This window comes from Herbiconiux sp. (assembly GCF_023264895.1).
GTDB lineage: Bacteria > Actinomycetota > Actinomycetes > Actinomycetales > Microbacteriaceae > Herbiconiux.
In genome coordinates this window covers 1-16,763 of sequence record NZ_JAHFUY010000049.1, presented here as the reverse complement: position 1 = coordinate 16,763, position 16,763 = coordinate 1, and the positions used below count along the sequence as shown (strand labels likewise).

Annotated in this window: 14 protein-coding genes; 6 read left to right on the top strand and 8 right to left on the bottom strand. The window is 72.1% G+C overall.

Annotated features, from left to right (window positions below; all coding sequences use genetic code 11):
- Positions 1-78 precede the first annotated feature (78 nt).
- The 3 genes from Q0D57_RS10630 (at position 79) to Q0D57_RS10620 (ending at position 2,628) form a co-directional block, all read left to right on the top strand.
- Entirely contained in the window at positions 79-576 is a 498-nt protein-coding gene (locus Q0D57_RS10630; protein ID WP_291042918.1) for a hypothetical protein, read from the top strand.
- A 70-nt stretch (positions 577-646) separates the two neighbouring features.
- Positions 647-1,108, top strand: a complete 462-nt coding sequence (locus Q0D57_RS10625) for a Fur family transcriptional regulator (protein WP_291042912.1) — start codon at positions 647-649, stop codon at positions 1,106-1,108.
- Positions 1,109-1,125: 17 nt separating this feature from the next.
- Positions 1,126-2,628 carry a catalase gene (locus Q0D57_RS10620; RefSeq protein WP_291042960.1) on the top strand — a complete coding sequence of 501 codons (1,503 nt, stop codon included), beginning with the start codon at positions 1,126-1,128 and terminating at the stop codon, positions 2,626-2,628.
- A gap of 106 nt (positions 2,629-2,734) precedes the next feature.
- Here Q0D57_RS10620 and Q0D57_RS10615 read toward each other — a convergent pair whose 3' ends face one another.
- The gene (locus Q0D57_RS10615; protein ID WP_291042909.1) at positions 2,735-3,763 is read right to left on the bottom strand and encodes a PHP domain-containing protein; all 1,029 of its coding nucleotides are present in this window, start codon (positions 3,761-3,763) and stop codon (positions 2,735-2,737) included.
- A 50-nt stretch (positions 3,764-3,813) separates the two neighbouring features.
- Between Q0D57_RS10615 and Q0D57_RS10610 the strand changes: the two genes are divergently transcribed.
- Positions 3,814-4,095: a PadR family transcriptional regulator gene (locus Q0D57_RS10610; RefSeq protein WP_291042906.1), complete on the top strand. Its 282-nt coding sequence runs from the start codon at positions 3,814-3,816 to the stop codon at positions 4,093-4,095.
- A 45-nt stretch (positions 4,096-4,140) separates the two neighbouring features.
- Here the strand turns inward: Q0D57_RS10610 and Q0D57_RS10605 are convergent, their stop codons facing one another.
- Positions 4,141-4,629: a DUF4188 domain-containing protein gene (locus Q0D57_RS10605; RefSeq protein ID WP_291042903.1), complete on the bottom strand. Its 489-nt coding sequence runs from the start codon at positions 4,627-4,629 to the stop codon at positions 4,141-4,143.
- 75 nt (positions 4,630-4,704) lie between these two features.
- On the opposite strand from Q0D57_RS10605, the gene Q0D57_RS10600 reads away from it, so the two are divergent.
- On the top strand, positions 4,705-5,313 hold the full coding sequence (locus Q0D57_RS10600) for a MerR family transcriptional regulator (protein WP_291042900.1): 609 nt from the start codon (positions 4,705-4,707) through the stop codon (positions 5,311-5,313).
- Between the two features lie 3 nt (positions 5,314-5,316).
- Here Q0D57_RS10600 and Q0D57_RS10595 read toward each other — a convergent pair whose 3' ends face one another.
- The 3 genes from Q0D57_RS10595 to Q0D57_RS10585 all read right to left on the bottom strand — a co-directional run bounded on the left by Q0D57_RS10595 (position 5,317) and on the right by Q0D57_RS10585 (position 10,315).
- A complete protein-coding gene (locus Q0D57_RS10595) occupies positions 5,317-6,216 on the bottom strand; it encodes a VOC family protein (RefSeq protein ID WP_291042896.1) in 900 nt (299 codons plus the stop codon).
- 26 nt (positions 6,217-6,242) lie between these two features.
- Positions 6,243-8,474 (bottom strand): S8 family serine peptidase, encoded by a 2,232-nt coding sequence (locus tag Q0D57_RS10590; RefSeq protein ID WP_291042893.1) that lies wholly within the window; start codon positions 8,472-8,474, stop codon positions 6,243-6,245.
- Between the two features lie 107 nt (positions 8,475-8,581).
- Positions 8,582-10,315, bottom strand: coding sequence for an FAD-dependent oxidoreductase (locus Q0D57_RS10585; RefSeq protein ID WP_291042890.1), 1,734 nt, complete (start codon positions 10,313-10,315; stop codon positions 8,582-8,584).
- Between the two features lie 76 nt (positions 10,316-10,391).
- Between Q0D57_RS10585 and Q0D57_RS10580 the strand changes: the two genes are divergently transcribed.
- Positions 10,392-11,321 carry a LysR substrate-binding domain-containing protein gene (locus Q0D57_RS10580; RefSeq protein ID WP_291042887.1) on the top strand — a complete coding sequence of 310 codons (930 nt, stop codon included), beginning with the start codon at positions 10,392-10,394 and terminating at the stop codon, positions 11,319-11,321.
- Positions 11,322-11,326: 5 nt separating this feature from the next.
- Here the strand turns inward: Q0D57_RS10580 and Q0D57_RS10575 are convergent, their stop codons facing one another.
- From Q0D57_RS10575 to Q0D57_RS10565, 3 genes are all read right to left on the bottom strand, one after another.
- Positions 11,327-11,734 (bottom strand): SIP domain-containing protein, encoded by a 408-nt coding sequence (locus tag Q0D57_RS10575; protein ID WP_291042883.1) that lies wholly within the window; start codon positions 11,732-11,734, stop codon positions 11,327-11,329.
- Between the two features lie 135 nt (positions 11,735-11,869).
- Positions 11,870-14,137 (bottom strand): cell wall-binding repeat-containing protein, encoded by a 2,268-nt coding sequence (locus Q0D57_RS10570; RefSeq protein ID WP_291042880.1) that lies wholly within the window; start codon positions 14,135-14,137, stop codon positions 11,870-11,872.
- 108 nt (positions 14,138-14,245) lie between these two features.
- The coding region (locus tag Q0D57_RS10565) for a fibronectin type III domain-containing protein (RefSeq protein ID WP_291042877.1) at positions 14,246-16,763 on the bottom strand (2,518 nt) is incomplete at its 5' end.

Sequence of the window (16,763 nt, the reverse complement as noted above, 5' to 3'; positions counted from 1 at the left end):
CGGGCGGCTCTTCCGCGTCAGCGTCCCTTCGGGCCCGACGGATAGCCTGGGTGCACGCCGCCCGTGAGGACAGGAACCGTGACCATCCCGACATCCCGTCAGAGGAAGCTGCTGCGGCGAGCCGCGCGCGATCCGCGCTACTCGCGGTGGCGGGAGCGGCTCGTGATGCTCTTCGCGGGCAACGCCGACGACCTGCTGCTCTCGCTCGTCGCCCTCGCGCCCGAGGGTGTGCACGCGGTGGGGGCCCACGCGGGGGCCGCGCGGCCGGCCGGCGCCGTCGACATCGCCATCGTGGTGAACCGGGCCCGCAAGCGCTCGGCCCTCGTGGAGCTGGGGCGCACCCTGCAGTCGATGCCCGAGGCCATCGGCGACAGCACGATCGTGATCGGCGTGCTCCTGAAGCGCGGTGCGCGGGTGGTGCCCGGGCGGGTGGTGGCGTCCGCCTCCGGTGAGATCTTCGCGCAGGTCATGATGGCGGTCGACCCCGGGGCGGGACGCGCCGGGCGGTCGCTCCGTGAGCGCCTCGGTCTTCTGGCGCTCAAGGCGGCGGGCGTGGAGGTCCTGCGACTCGGGTGATCGGGTGGTGGACACGCGCGGGATGCGCTCTATTTATGAATTGTTCATAATTAGCCGCTACGGTCGTCCTATGACCGAATCACTCGAGGCGCGCATCCGGGATGCGGGTCTGCGGGTGACCGGTCAGCGACTGGCCGTGCTCGAGGCCCTCGAGGGGCTGCCCCATTCCGACGCCGACACGGTGCATCGCCGTGTCACGCCGGTGCTCCCCGGGTTCTCGCTGCAGGCCACCTACGTCGTGCTGAACGCGCTCACCGCGGCGGGGCTCCTCCGCCGCATCGAGCCCGCCGGCTCTCCCGCCCTCTACGAGCGCCGCATCGGCGACAACCACCACCACGTGGTGTGCACCGGATGCGGGGCGGTGGAGGACGTCGACTGCGTGCACGGGGCGGCTCCCTGCCTCGCACCCTCGTCGACGGGGGGCTTCGCCGTCACCTCGGCCGAAGTGACCTTCTGGGGCCTGTGCCCCGCCTGCCAGTCGCAGTCCGCCGCAGGATCCCCTGCAGAACATACGAAACCGGAGATGTCTTGACCGACCCCACCACCCCCGTGACCCCTGTGCCCGTCACCACCACCAACTCGGGTGCGCCCGTCGCGAGCGACGACCACTCGCAGAGCGTCGGCGCCGACGGCCCCGTCGTGCTGCACGACCACTACCTGGTCGAGAAGCTCGCCCAGTTCAACCGTGAGCGGGTGCCGGAGCGCGTGGTGCACGCGAAGGGCGGCGGCGCGTTCGGCGTGTTCGAGACCACCGGCGACGTCTCGGCCTACACCCGGGCCTCGCTCTTCCAGCCCGGTGCCACCACCGAGATGCTCGCGCGCTTCTCCACCGTGGCCGGCGAGCAGGGCTCGCCCGACACCTGGCGCGACCCCCGCGGCTTCGCGCTGAAGTTCTACACCGACGAGGGCAACTACGACCTCGTGGGCAACAACACGCCGGTATTCTTCATCCGCGACGGCATCAAGTTCCCCGACTTCATCCGCTCGCAGAAGCGCCTGCCCGGTTCGCACCTCCGCGACCACAACATGCAGTGGGACTTCTGGACCCTCTCGCCCGAGTCGGCCCACCAGGTGACGTGGCTGATGGGCGACCGCGGCCTGCCGGCATCCTGGCGCCACATGGACGGCTTCGGTTCGCACACCTACCAGTGGATCAACGCCGCGGGCGAGCGCTTCTGGGTGAAGTACCACTTCAAGACCAACCAGGGCATCGAGATCCTCTCGCAGGCCGCGGCCGACCAGATCGCCGGTGAGGACGCCGACTTCCACATCCGCGACCTCTCCGAGGCGATCGACCGCGAGGAGTTCCCGTCGTGGACCCTCTCGGTGCAGATCATGCCCTACGCGGAGGCGGCGACCTACCGCTTCAACCCGTTCGACCTCACGAAGGTCTGGCCGCACGGCGACTACCCGCTGCACGAGGTGGGCACCATGACGCTCAACCGCAACCCGGCGAACTACTTCGCCGAGATCGAGCAGGCCACCTTCGCGCCGTCGAATTTCGTGCCCGGCATCGCCGCGTCGCCCGACAAGATGCTGCTCGCCCGCATCTTCAGCTACGCGGATGCGCACCGCTACCGCGTGGGCACCAACCACGCCGAGCTGCCGGTGAACGCGCCGCACTCGCCCGTGCACTCGTACTCGAAGGACGGCGCGATGCGGCACGGCTTCGCCGACCCGCAGCGCCCGGTCTACGCGCCGAACTCGTACGGCGGACCGGCGGCCTCGCCCGCGGCCCACGGCAACGACTCGGGCTGGGAGTCGGACGGCGCCCTCGTGCGCTCGGCCGCCACCCTGCACGCGGAGGACGACGACTTCGGCCAGGCCGGCACCCTCGTGCGCGAGGTGCTCGACGACGCGGCACGTGCGCGGCTCGTCGCGAACATCGCGGGCCACGTGTCGAAGGTCACGATCCCCGAGCTCCGCGAGCGCGTACTGGCCTACTGGGCGGCCGTCGACGTGACGCTCTCGCAGCGCGTCGCCGCAGCCCTCGAGCCCTCGGCCCCCGGCGCGAACGTCGCGCCCGAAGAAGTAGGCATCGGCCAGGCCTGACCCCTTCCCCCTCCCTTCCCCTCCCACGAGTGGTCACTTTCGGCCCCAAGATCGACACTTTGGGGCCGAAACTGCCCACTCGTGGGAAGGAAGGGAGGGAGGGGGGTCAGGCGAGCCACTCCTGGAGGTCGGGGAGGGGCCAGGTGGTGAGGATGCGGTCGGCGGGGATGCCCGCGGCCTCGGCCCGGGCGGCGCCCAGGGGGAGGAAGCCCTGGTGGCCTGGAGCGTGCGCGTCGGAGTCGATCGAGAAGAGGCAGCCGGCGTCGCGGGCCAGGGCGAGCAGGCCGTCGGGCGGATCCTGGCGCTCGGGGCGGGAGTTGATCTCGACCGCCACGCCGTGCTCGGCGCAGGCCGCGAACACCGCCTCGGCGTCGAACTCGGAGGGCGGCCGGGTGCCGCGGGAGCCCTGCACGAGACGGCCGGTGCAGTGGCCGAGGATGTTCGTGCGCGGGTTCTCGATGGCGGAGAGCATGCGCTTCGTCATGGTGGCGCGATCGGCGCGGAGCTTCGAGTGCACGCTCGCGACCACGACGTCGAGGCGGTCGAGCAGCGCGGGCTCCTGGTCGAGGGTGCCGTCTTCGAGGATGTCGACCTCGATGCCGGCGAGCAGGTGGGGCGTGCCGGGCACGTCGGCTCGGGCCCGCCGCAGCGCGTCGATCTCGTCGAGCTGGTCCGTGAGGCGTTCGGCGGTGAGCCCGTGGGCGATCGTCAGGTTCGGTGAGTGGTCGGTGACCGCGAGGTAGTCGCGGCCGAGGAGGCGGGCCGCCTCGAGCATCGCCGCCAGAGGTGTGGTGCCGTCTGACCACTCGGTGTGGGTGTGCAGGTCGCCGCGGAGGGCGGCGGCGAGGCCCTGCTGCTCGTCGCCCGGCCCGGAACCCGGCTCGGCGCGGTCACGGAGCTTCTGCAGGTAGTCGGGCACCGCGCCCTCGGCGGCCTGGCGGATGACGAGGTAGGTGGAGTCGCCGATCCCCTTGGCGCGCTTGAGCCGCCCATCGGCGATCCGCGTCTCCAGCTCGTCGGCATCCTGGCCCTCGATCACCCCCGCGGCGCGCCGGAACGCCTTCACCTTGAACGAGGGGGCGAGCTCGCGCTCGAGGCGGAACGCGATCTCGGCGAGGGCCTGCTGCGGCGTCATCCCTCCAGTCTGCACCGGGCGGGCGGGCGCGGCGCGGCTAGATTGGGGGCATGGAACCGCTGCAGCGGGTGACCGCTCCCACCGTCGACGTGCTGTCGATCCTGCTCGAGAGCACGGGGCCGGTGTTCGGGCTCGAGATCATGAAGCGCTCGGGGCGACCCTCCGGCACCGTCTACCCCATCCTGGAGCGCCTCGAGCGGCAGGGGTGGATCGCCTCGGAGTGGGAGGAGCACACCGACACGCAGCTGCGCCGGCGTCGCGTCTACACCTTCACGCCCGAGGGCGCGGCGGCCGCGCGCGACGTGGTGGCCGGGGCGCCGGGCGCGTCGTAGTCGGCCCTCGTCCACGTCAGGCCGCGTCGTAGTCAGGCCTCGTGGTCAGGCCGCGCGGGTGGCGCCGTCGCGCGCCCGGTCGCGGGCGGTGTCATGGCGGCTCGTCACCTCGATGGAGCGGGTGGCCGCCGCGAGTCCCTCGACCGGCATGCCCACGTACATGCTCTCGGCGCGCTCGGTCACGAAGGTCTCGTGCCAGATGCCGACGGCGCCGGGGGCCTTCCGCACTTGACGGTTGAAGGCCGCCCAGGCCGGCCGGTGCTCGGCCGAGCGATCCGAGGCGTAGGCGTAGAGCTTCTCGAGCGAGGTCCAGTACTGCACGAGGGTGGGGCCGCCGGCGCCGAGCGTGAAGCGCACGCCCTTGAGGCCCGAATCAGGATCCGACAGCAGTTCGCGGAGCATCTTCGGCATGGCCATGAAGGCGGGCCACCACAGGTCGACCCGCCAGGGCCGGTTGACGCGCATGCCGATCAGGAAGACGACGAGCTCGCCGTCGTGCTCGTGCGTCATCCGCTTCGGTTGGATCTTCGGCATCGGTCTCTCCTCCAGAATGGATAGTGTCAGTATCCAATAGTGGATAGTTAGACTATCCGTGTCAAGGAGGATTCGATGCGGATCTCACAACTGGCCGAGCGGGCCAGGCTCCCCGTGGCGACGGTGAAGTACTACCAGCGTGAGGGGCTGCTGCACGAGGGTGTGCTCACGGCGCCGAACCAGGCGCACTACGACGAGTCGCACCTTCGGAGGCTCGAGCTCATCCGCGCGCTCGTGGGCCCGGCCGGGCAGAGCATCGCGAGCACGCGCCGCATCCTCACGGCCATCTCCGACCCGCCGACCTCCGAGTACGACCTGCTCGGCATAGCCCACCAGGCCGTCACCCCGGCCCCCGAGCGGATGCCGGCGACCTTCGCGAGGGCCGAGCGGCTGCTCGGCCACCTGGGCTGGGACGTCTCGCGCTGCGCCCCGGCCTCGGTCGCGGCCCTCGAGGAGGCGCTGCTCGGGCTCGAGGCGGGCGGGTTCTTCGTGGAGGACGAGGTGCTCGAGCGCTACGGCCGGGCCATGATGGGGGTCGCCGTCGACGAGGTCGACGACGTGCCGACGGATTCGCCGGAGGCGGCGGCCCGGTTCGTCATCCTGGGCACCGTGCTCGTGGAGCCGCTGCTGCTGAGCCTCCGGCGGCTCGCGCAGCAGACGGCTTCTGCGAAGCGGTTCGGCTGAGCCTCAGGCGGCCGGGGTGGCGGTGGCGGAGGCTGCGTCCGCCGGCCGCAGCAGGATCGTGTTGTCCCACGGGTCGGCCACCGTCACCGTGCGGCCGTCGTCGCGGGTCTGCAGGCCGTGATGCCGCAGGCGCTCGTGGGTCGCACCGAGCGACTCGGCATCCGGGAGCACGATCTCGACCTGGCCGAGCCCGAGGGTGGGCTGCCGACGGCCGGCGCCGGCGGAGTTCCAGATGTTCATGGCCATGTGGTGGTGGTAGCCGCCGGCGCTCACGAAGAGCGCACTCGGGCCGAACGAGGTGGTGACCTCGAAGCCGAGCTTGTCGACGTAGAAGTCGCGCGCCTGCGGCACGTCGCCCACCGAGAGGTGCACGTGCCCGATCGACGCGCCGCCGACCCGCGGGTCGGCGAGCACGGCCTCGGTGAGGTGCTCCTGGAGGAACGCGTTGGGGTCGAGGTAGAGGGTCGACATCTCGAGCTGCCCGTGGGTCCAGCTCCAGGTGCTGCGGTCGCGGTCCCAGTAGAGCTCGACGCCGTTGCCCTCGGGGTCGGTGAAGTAGAAGGCCTTCGAGACGAGGTGGTCGGAGGATCCGGTGAAGGAGTTCGGGAAGCGCTGGGCGACGGAGTAGACGGAGGCCGCGAGGGCCTCCTCGGTCTCGAACACGATGGCGGTGTGGAAGAGGCCGGCCTCGCGGGGCCCCGGATTGCGCAGCTCGGGCGCGTGCTCCAGCACCATCGACGGCACGCCGCCGCGGCCCAGCACGGCGACGCCGCCGTGCTGCGAGATCACGTCGAGCGCCACGGCGTCGCGGTAGTAGGCGACCATGCGGTCGAGGTCGCCGACCCGGAGCGTGACCGCCCCCATGGTGGTGGCGGGGGCGAGAAGGTCGGCTGCGGTCGTCATGCCAGTCACAACGCTTGTAGCAACAACTAAATTCCCCGCGAGCCGCGCCGACGGTGACGGCGCAGCCCCAGCACGCCGGCGAAGAGTGCGAGCGAGCCCAGTGCCGTGATCGAGGTCGCCATGACGGCCAGGTGCACCGCCTGGACGCTCTCGACCCCGGTGGCTGCGAGAGCAGCAGGCACCGGCGCCGGAGATGGGGCCGGGGCCGGGGTGGGCGCGGGTACGGGTGCTGCCGGGAGCGCCTCGAGGGTGGCCAGCGCGTCGAGCAGGCCGGTTCCGTGCACGTCGGCCGCGGTGAGGTTGAGATACGGGTTCGTCATGGCCGAGGTGGTGCCCTTCAGGGCGGCCTTCACCTCGTCGGCGCTCGACTGAGGTGAGTGCTGCAGGGCGAGGGCGGCGACGCCTGCGGCGTTGGGAGACGCGGCCGACGTGCCGGAGAATCGGTAGGCGCCGTCGGGCCCGGCGGGAGCCGAGAAGAACGACGTCTGCGCCGCGTCGAGTGAGGTGAGCTCGGGCTTCGCGCGCGTCACCGGCTCAGGGAGCGGGAGCGACGGGCTGCCGTCGGTCTGCACCGCGCCGAACAGGTGCTTCACCGGGCCGACCGAGGAGAACCCCTCGGCGATCGTGGGGGTGCGGTAGTCGGCTGCGCCGATGGAGAGCACGTTCTCGTCGGCGGTGTGCCCGAAGATGTTCGGTCCGACCGTCACACCCTCGCCCGAGACGTAGTGCTCGAGACCCTGCACGGTGCCCGACTCGTCTTCGGTGAACACGAACTTGAAGCCGGGGGTGATGGCCGCGCGGTCGGTGAGCTCGCGCACCACGACCACGCCGTAGAGGCCGGCATCCGGGAGCGAGCCGCTGAACGCGGCGGACGGGATGGTGCTGTCGGGCTGCTGGCCGAGCACCTCGAAGGCGCCGGCGGCCGTGACGAGTCCCGGGCGGATGCGTGCGGTCACGCCGTTCACGGGCTCGCCCCAGTTGAGCACCATCGAGAACTCCCCCAGGCCGTTGTTCTCGGCGAGGATGCCGTTGGTGGCGTCGGGCTCTGCGGCCGTGCCGAAGTTGTGGCAGTCGACGGCCGTGGGTGCCGCGGCGGCGACGACCGTCTCGGGGCAGGCCATCGGCACGAAGGCGTCGGTCGCCCAGCCGCCGATCGCGTGCCCGGCCGAGGGGTTGCCCTCCCAGCCGTACTCGTTGTAGTTGTCGGCGGCCGAGATGTAGAGCACGCCGTGCTCGGTGGCGTAGTCGATGGCGAGGCCGAGCTCGCCCGATTGGTACATCGGCTCCACGGTCGTGTAGTTGACGTCGTCGACGATCACGTCGGCGCCGGCATCCGTGAGCTGCACGATGCTCGCGGCGAAACCGCTCACGCTGGGCTCGGCCGTGGAGAAGAGGATGCGTGCGCCGGGCGCCACGCCGTGCAGCAGCTGGGCCATGGCGCGGCCCTCGTCGGTGCCTCCCGCGGCGTCGTTCAGCACCACGACCGGCTCGGTGAACCCGCAGGGGTTGCCCGGTCCCGGCAGCACGCCGAGCGCGACGTCCTGCGCCGCCGTGGTCGCGGGTTTCGCGGAGGTGTCGAAGGAGTCCGAGATGACGCCGACGGTGACGCCGGTGCCGTCGACACCGAAGCGGGCGCGCGCCTCGTCGGAGTGCAGCACCGGGTCGACGTCGACCGGGATGCTGCGGCACGACGCCACGGGCGCGGCTGCGGGGGCCGTGGCTCCGGCCGGCACCGCGGCGAGGACGACGCCGCTCGACCCCACGGAGGGGGCGAGGTCGGTGGCGATCGACGTGACGCCGGGCACCGCCGCGAGCGACGCGAGGTCGGCGGGCGCGATCCAGACGGTCACCCGGGGCAGCACCGGTGAGACCGCGGCGATCTCGCCGAGCCCGGCCAGTGCGGCGAGCTGTATGGCATCCGGAGCGGCGGCGAAGGTGGCGGTGACGCTCACGCGCTCAGCCTCGTCGACCTGCAGGCTGCCGGTGCCCTCGACGGCCACCGCGAGAGCTGCGGCGGTCTCGGGCGAGGAGGGCGCGGCGGCGGTGGCGGCGAGCACCTCGAGCTGAGGCGACAGCACGGTGGGGGCGGCGCCCGGATCGGTGGGTGCGGCGCCGGGATCAGCGGGTGCTGCGCCCGGATCGGTGGACCCGGCCGGCGCGGGCAGCTCGGTCGCGGCCGCCCCTGAGGCGGCGGAACCACCGAGCAGCAGCCCCGCGAGCGCGATGGCGGCCGGCACGGTCAGAAGGCGTGATCGCACGGAACAACTCCCCGAAGTCGTGGCTGAGGCGCCTCGCTCGGCGCCGCCTCCGACTCTAGAGCCGTGCCCGAGCGCTCGAGCGCCCGGGCACGGGGAACCCCGTCGGACTACTCGAGGAGCTTGCCCGCCGTGGCGACGTCGCGCATGAGGGCCGCGATGTCGTCCGGGATCGCCGGGATGCTCTCGCGCGTGATGCCGCCGGACGGGCTCCAGACGAGGTTGACCTGCAACGACTCGTCGAGCTCGGGGTAGTCGCTGCGGTTGTGGCAGCCGCGCGACTCTCGCCGCTCGATCGCGGCCTCGAGGGTCGCGCGGGCCGCGAGGGCGGCCGACTTGAGGTCGAAGGCGTGCGCGAGATCCTGGAAGCCGGCGATGTCGGGGTGCACGCCGATGCCCGCGATCCGGGCCTCGATGGCGTCGAGCTCGGCGAGGCCCTCCCGGAGGCCCTCCTCGGAGCGCACGACACCGGCGTGCTCGGTCATGGTGTTGCGGATGGCGCGCTGCAGCGCTCGCACGTTCTCCTCGCCGTCGGCGGCGAGCAGCGCCGCGATCTCGTTGCGCGCCACGGCGACCGCTTCGGCGGAGCGCTTCTGCGCCGTGAGGGCGGCGGAGTAGGAGGCCGCGGCCTGCCCCACGATCCGGCCGAACACGAGCAGCTCGATGAGCGAGTTGCCGCCCAGCCGGTTCGCGCCGTGCAGGCCCGACGAGGCCTCGCCGATGGCGTAGAGGCCCGGCACGTCGGTGCCGTGGTCCTCCGGCCGCACCCACACGCCGCCCATGGAGTAGTGCGCGGTGGGTGCGATCTCGATCGGCTCCTTCGTGATGTCGAGCATCTGCAGTTCGAGCATCGTCTGGTAGACGCGCGGCAGGCGGGTCATGATCGTCTCGCGCGGCAGGTGCGAGACGTCGAGCCACACGCCGCCGTTGGGGGTGCCGCGGCCCTCTTTGATCTCGGTGTAGGCCGCGAGGGCCACCCGGTCGCGGGTCGACAGCTCCATGCGCTCGGGGTCGTAGCGCTCCATGAAGCGCTCGCCGAGGCCGTTGCGCAGGATGCCGCCCTCGCCGCGCGCCGCCTCGGAGATGAGGGTGCCGGCCGCGTTCTCGGGCTCGATGATGCCGGAGGGGTGGAACTGCACCAGCTCGGGGTCGCGCAGGCGCCCGCCGGCCTCGACGGCCAGGCGGAACGAGTCGCCCGTGTTCTCGTCGCGACGCGAGGAGGTGCGGCGCCAGATGCGGTTGTGGCCGCCGGCGGCCAGGATGACGGCGTCGGCGTGGATGAGGTAGCGCGTGCCGTCCTCGAGGTCGAAGCCGTAGGCGCCGAAGACCGCACCGTCGTCGTTCACGAGGATGCGCGTGACGTAGACGGTGTCGAGGATCGGGATCTCGAGCTGGGCGGCGCGGTTGACGAGCGTGCGCTGGATCTCGAGCCCCGTGTAGTCGCCCGCGAAAGCGGTGCGGCGGTAGGTGTGGGCGCCGAAGAAACGCTGCGAGATGCGGCCGTCCTCCTCGCGGGCGAAGGGCATGCCGTAGCGCTCGAGGTCCTGGATGCCGCGGGCCGCACCCGCGGTCACGATCTGCACCGTGTGGGGGTTGGCGAGCAGGTAGCTCTCCTTGAGGGTGTCGGCGGCGTGCTGCTGCCAGCTGTCGTCGGGATCCATCGTCGAGAGGGCGGCGTTGATGCCGCCGGCGGCGAGCGAGGTGTGGGCGTCGCTCTTGGCGCGCTTGCCGAGGGCCAGCACGTCGACCCCGGCCTCGGCGAGCTCGATGGCTGCGCGCAGGCCCGATCCGCCGGTGCCGATCACGAGGACCGTGGTGGAGATCTGTCGTTCGGAGGAAGTCATGCTTCGACGCTATGCCTGGCTGCGGGATTACTCCAATGCATATACCTGCTGGCTACGATGCGCTTAGGCTATGGGAATGAATCTCGAGCAGCTCCGCAGCTTCGTGGAGGTCGCGCGCCTCGGCCACTTCACCCAGGCGGCCGAGCAGCTGCACCTCGCGCAGCCGTCGCTCAGCCGGCAGATCGCGTCGCTCGAGCAGGATCTGGGTGCGGAGCTCTTCCATCGCGCACGAGGGGGCAGCACGCTCACCACGGCGGGGGAGTCGCTGCTGCCGCTCGCCCGGCGCATGCTCGCCGACGCGGAGTCGGTGCGGCGTGAGCTCGCCGAGCTCGCCGGTCTCGAGCGCGGCCGGGTGCGGCTCGGTGCCACGCCGACGCTGTGCATCAGTCTCGTGGCCGAGGTGCTGAGCGCGTTCCACGCGGAGCATCCGGGCATCGAGCTGCACCTCTCCGAGCACGGCTCCCGCCGGCTGCTCGACCAGCTCGAGAGCGGTGAGCTCGACCTCGCGCTCATCACCACCTCCGAGGCGGGATCGGCCGAGCGCTTCCGGGTGACGCCGCTGCTCGAGGAGGAGCTCGTGGTGATCTCGTCGGCGGCCGCGCCGGCAGTGGCGCCGGGTGCGAGCATCCGGCTGCGGGAGGTGGCCCGGCTGCCGCAGATCGTGTTCAGCTCGAGCTACGACCTGCGGAGCGCGACCGACGCGGCCTTCGCCGCCGCGGGGCTCGAGCCCGAGGTGGTGCTCGAGGGGGCTGAGATGGATGCCGTGCTGCGGTTCGTGGAGCGCGGGCTCGGTGTGGCGATCGTGCCGGCGATGGTGCTGATCGACCGGCCGGGGCTGCGGTCGGTGCGGCTCGAGGGGCCCGTGCTCACGAGGTCGATCTCGCTCGCGCGGCCGCGGGACGTGGCGGCGACGAGTGCCGTGGAGGTCATGCAGCAGACGATCGCCGACACCGCGGCCGCGTTCGCGTCGCGGGCGGGGGCGTCGATGCGGTCGGTGAGGGGCTAGGCGGCTCAGTCCTCGGGGCCGTCGGCGGAGAGTCGGGAGGCGAGTTCGCGGTAGAGCGTGCCCACCCGCGGGCTGGCGGTGCAGCCCACCCAGAGGTACACGTCGTCGCGACCGTCGGTCGTCTCGGGCATCCACTCGCTGACCCAGGCGATGACCGCGCTCCGGATGAGCTCGCCGCGCGGGGCGATCTCCAGCAGACCGTGCGGCACGAGGTCGCGGCGGAGCCAGGTGAGGGCGACGCCGTCGGGACGGGGGACCGGGCGGATCTGGATGGGCGAGACGATCTCGAGGTACACCTGACCGTAGGCGTCGTCGGGGAGCTCGGCGAGGATCCGGCGGATGGCCGCGAGGTCGGTCGTGTCGCCGGCGAGCATCACCTGGGCGTGGGAGTGGTCCGGGCGGAGTGAGTTCATGATCGGTTTCTGCTTCCACTTCGTTGACGTGACAGTAGATGCGCCGAAAGCCGTCGACTTGGCACTTCTTGTGTCAAGTCGACGGCTTCCAGCCCGGCGCGCCCGTGGGGGACGCGCGCTAGGCGCTCAGGTTGCTCAGAACGCGCAGGCGGTGAGCGACTGCACGGCGGGGCTCAGTGAGGCGGTGCCGCCCAGCAGGGTGACCCGGTTCGGAGCGAACGTGCCGATGTCCTGGATGACGCCGGTCGGCACGCAACCGGCCGGGACCACGTAGAGCGGCGCATCCTTCGACGCGGCGAGCACGGCGCCCGCGAGGGCATCCGGGAACTTCAGGCCGGTGGCGATGAACACGTCGTCGGCCGCGGTGAACGCATCGCGGTTGATCGCGATCGACGCCTGGTAGCGGTCGGCGCCCGAGAGGCGGGTGACCGGGGCGACGCTCCCGAGCGAGGTCGCGATGCCGGCCGAGACCGAGGCGGGCCCACCGGCGATCTTGACCTTCTCCACACCGAGGTCGGTGAGCAGCGTCTTCGTGGCGGCATCCGCGATGCTGGCCTTGCCGTAGACGAGCACGACGGGGTAGCCGTTCGAGCCCGCGGCGGCGCTCGCCGAGAGGGCGTCCGGGAAGTTCGTTCCGGTGGCCACGTAGGCGGTGGTCGCGCCCTCGCCGAAGGCGTAGTCGGCGACCGACTGCGAGACCGCGTAGCGGTCGGCGCCGTCGATGCGCACGGCCTCCTCGGTGGCGATGGCGTCGATCTGGTCGAACACGGCCGGCTGGATCGACTTCGGTCCGCCGACGACCACGACGGTCTTCGGCTTCAGGCGCTCGAGCTCGGCCTTCACCACGGGGAGCAGCGTGTCGCTCGTGGTCAGCAGCAGCGGGGCGCTGTCGCTGGCCGCGGCGGGGGCGGCGCTCAGGGCGTCGGTGAAGGTGGTGCCGTTGGCGAGGTAGACCACGTCGGAGGTCGTGGGGTGCGACTGCTGGGCGATCTTCACGGCCACCTCGTAGCGGTCGGCGCCCTCGATGCGGGTGGGGACGGCCGCGCCGAACGAGATCGGGGTGTAGGTCTCGAAGGGGGCGTAGACGGCCCCGCTGCCCGGGTAGGTGTAGATGCCGTAGTTGCCGTCCGCGAGGGCTCCTGCGAAGTCCTTCTTCACGGTGATGTCCACCTGGAACGAGCCGTCCGCGTTGATGGCGACCGCGCCTGCAGCGGCACCGCCGACAGTCGCGACGTCGGCGGCCTCGAGGACCCACTTGGTGTCGGCCGTGGTGCGCGACCCGCGGGGTGCGCCTTCTGACGGCTTCCAGACATCCGCGAAGCTGCCGAAGGCGACGTACGCGCCGCCGAACTTGCCGGCGAGCGGCGGGCGCGTGCCGGAGGTCGCCGGAGCGTTCGGCGAGAAGCCGGTGCCCGTGACGGTGACCACGTCGGTGTCGGGGTTCAGGCCCTCGGTCTTCGAGACCGAGACCTGGGGGGTCGCGACGGGGGCCTGGACCGTGTAACCCGTGGTGAAGGGCAGGGCGGGCTTGCCGGCGTCGTTGAGGCCGCTGGAGTACCAGTACGAGGACTGGCCGGTGTCGAACTGGTAGTTCACGAACGACTCGGGGAACGAGCCGAAGGTCGCGCCGTCGGTCGTCTTCTGCGGGGTCGAGCCCTCGCGGCTCGGCGCGGTGACGCCGAGGTAGTCGGGGGTGACGGTGAAGCCGGTCTCGGTCACGTCGACGCTGCCGAGGTTCGCGAGCACGACCTCGGCGTCGGGAAGCACCGCGAACTGGGTCGGATCGGCCATGCTCGTGCCGTAGCCGCTGAGGGTGGCCGTCACGGTGCCGACGCCGTTCTCCACCGAGAGGTGCGGGTCGGTCGCCGAGAACTGGGTGAAGCCGTTGTAGAAGGCCACCGTGAAGTCGCCGTCCCAGGTGATCTCGGCGTTGTCGTCGTCGGCGTCGACGGTGCCGGTGCCGCCGGTGATGGAGACGCGGTTGTCGCTGTAGTTCGGCGATCCCGGCGCGCCGAGCGAGCCGCCCGCGGCCGTCGTGCGGAGGCCGGCCCAGGTGGAGGTGGCGTAGCTGCCGTCGGCCTGCTTCTTCTGGATGGTGACGGCGCCGTCGGTCGCCTTCCACTCCGCTTCGGTGAGCTGGTCGTCGCCGGAGGTCTTGGCGATCTTGCCCGCGCTCAGGTAGTTGAAGCCGAAGAAGGCGCTGTTGTTGCTCTCGTTGTTGATGCCCCACTGGAAGACGGCGTCCGAGACGGTGCCGGTGGTGACGGCCGCGAGGGGCTCCGTCTCGGCGGGGGAGGTGGCGGCCGACGCCGGGAGGGCGGTGAGGGCCGAGAACGCGACGGCGGCGGTCAGGCCGGTCGCGAGGGCGGCGGCTGCGCGCCCTCTGCTGGGTGAACTGTGCACTGGTGCTCCGAGTCTGAGAAGCAGCCCGGAGACGTGCCGGACCACGGGAGATTGACAGGAATGAGGTAAGCCTAGCCTTAATAAGGGCAGGCTTGCCTAATCAGTCTTCTACCGCGTCCGTCCCAGCACGACGAGGCCGCCGCCCACCCCGGCGATCAGGATCACGAGTCCGAGCACGGCGAGCAGGGCCAGGACGAGCAGCTGCTCCGTCGGGCTGAGCCCGCCGAGCAGGCCCGACTGCTCCACGATCACCACGGAGGAGGACACTGCGACGGAGTCCGCGCCCGCGCCGGCCGCGGCGAGGGCGGTCGTGGCGGCCAGCGGAGCCAGCGGCGTGCGCATCGGAGGCAGCAGCGCCACCGGCGTGCGCGGGCTCGCCTTCTCCGCGACCGGCGCCTCGGAGGTGGGCGGCACGAAGGTCGACGCGTCGTAGCCGACGACCACCGGCGTCGCGGGCTTCGCGCCGTCGGCGATGCCGCCGCTGGAGTACCAGTAGGCGGCCTGGCCGGTCTCCATCTGGAACTCCACGAAGCTCTGCGGGAACGATCCCCAGTCGGGCCCCGAGGTCGTCTGCGGGGTCTGGCCCGCCGGGAGGGCGGCCCGCACGCCGCGATAGTCCGGGCTCACCGTGAAGCCGTCTGCTCCCACCTGCACGCCCGAGAAGGTCGCGAGGGTGACCGAGCGCTCGGGCAGCGGCTGCCACTTGGTGAGGTCGTCCATGTCGGTGCCGAAGCCGCCGGTGGTGGCGGTGAGGGTGCCCACGCCGTTCTCCACGGTGAGCACGGGGTTCGAGAGGTACCAGAAGGTCATGCCGCCGTAGTAGGCCACCGTCACGTCGCCCTGCCAGCGGAGCGTCGCGCTGCCCGTGGCGCGATCGACCTCCCCGGTGCCGCCCGACATCACGAACTGGTTGCCGCCGTAGGGCGAGCTCGTGCCGGAGGTGAGGGTCTCGCCGTTGCGGTCGAGGCAGCGCGTGGCGAAGCTCGCCTCGACGAAGCGGCCCGAGGCATCTGGCTTCTCGATGGTGACGTTGCCGGCCTTCGAGGAGTACTGCGCCTCGGTGAAGATGACCGAGCCGCCCGGATCGGGTGTGCGCCCGGCGGAGAGGTAGTTGCAGCCGCCGAAGTAGGCGCCATTGTTCGCCTCGTCGTTCAGGCCCCAGCGGAGCACCGCATTGTCGAGCGTGATCTTCTCGGCGACGACGGGGGTGATGGTGACCGAGACCGCCGTGGCGGCGCCGCCGGGGGGCGCCGGGTCGCCGTCGAGCTCGGCGTCGGTGACGAAGAGCACGCGGTGCACGCCGGGGGCGAGGCCGGCGGTGGGCAGCGAGACGGTGCTGCCGCTGCCGCTGCCGGTGCCGGTCGCTGTCGACACGGATGCTGCGAAGGTCGCGGAACCGTACCACCAGGCCTCGCCCGCCTGCGAGGAGGTCCACGGGACGGTGACGACGACGTCCTCGCCCTGCTCCGCGGTGTAGCCGGCGGCGGGCGTGGCGTCGGCGACGGATCCCTGCGCCACGGCCGCGTCGAGAGCGGCCCGATCGGCGTAGGAGGGCGGGCGGCTGCCGGCGGGGGATCCGGCCGGCAGGGCCACGGCGGGGCTGTAGTCGGAGAGCTCGCCCGTGCCGACGGCGTTGACGGCCGCGACGCGCACGGAGTAGACGGCCTCCGGGCTGAGGCCGGCGAACCGTGCCGACGGCCCTGCGTCGCCGCCCGGGGCGACGACGGCGCTCTGCACGAGACCGCGCCCTGCCTGGTGCAGTTCGACCCGGTAGCCGGTGATCGGCGATCCGCCGGTGAACCGGCCGGTGGTGTGGGCGCCCTGCCAGGTGAGGGTGCGGGCCGTCTCGGCCGCGGGGGCGGCGGGGGGCGCGCTCCACTCCGTGAGCGGAGCGCGGGTGCCGGAGGTCTCCGCCGGGTACTCGGTGGTCCAGCCGGGCACCGCGCTCACGAAGGAGGAGGGGCGGAAGCGCTTCTGGCCGTCGACGACGTCGTAGGCGACGACGGCGGCGAGGTAGCGGCTCGACCCCTGGAGGTCGTCGATGACGGCTCGCGTGGCCGATCCGACGTCGAAGGTCTGGGCGATGTAGGAGTTGGCGTTGGGTGCGGCGAGGTCGTGACGTCGCTCGAGCACGCGGAGCAGGTAGCCGGCGGGGGCCGGGGCGCTCTCGGTCGAGGCGGCGGCCCACTCGGCGGTGAAGCCGCGAGCGGTGGGGGCCGACAGCACGGGCACGCCCGCGCGGGCCGTGCCGAGCACGCCGACGCTTGCGGAGGGGAGGGCGAGCGGTTCGCTGACGAGCGGATCGGGGAGGGCGCGTGCGCCGTCGAGCAGCGTGATGCGGGCGGTCACCGAGGAGGCGCCGAACGCGACGCCCTCGACGCGGTGGCGGGTGGTGCCCGCGGGGACCTCGACGCGGGCGATGAGGTTGCTCGCGTTCGTGACGACCCGGCCGGAGAAGAGCTCCACCCGGTAGCCGACCACGGCCGCCTCAGCTGCGGTGCCGGCCGGTGGGGCCCAGGCGATGTCGACGGCGTAGTCGATGCGGTCGGGGTCGCCCTCCAGCAGCACCTGCCCGGCGGCGGGCACGGCGGAGGCCGCCCAGGTGGAGGCGGGCAGCGGGGTGGGC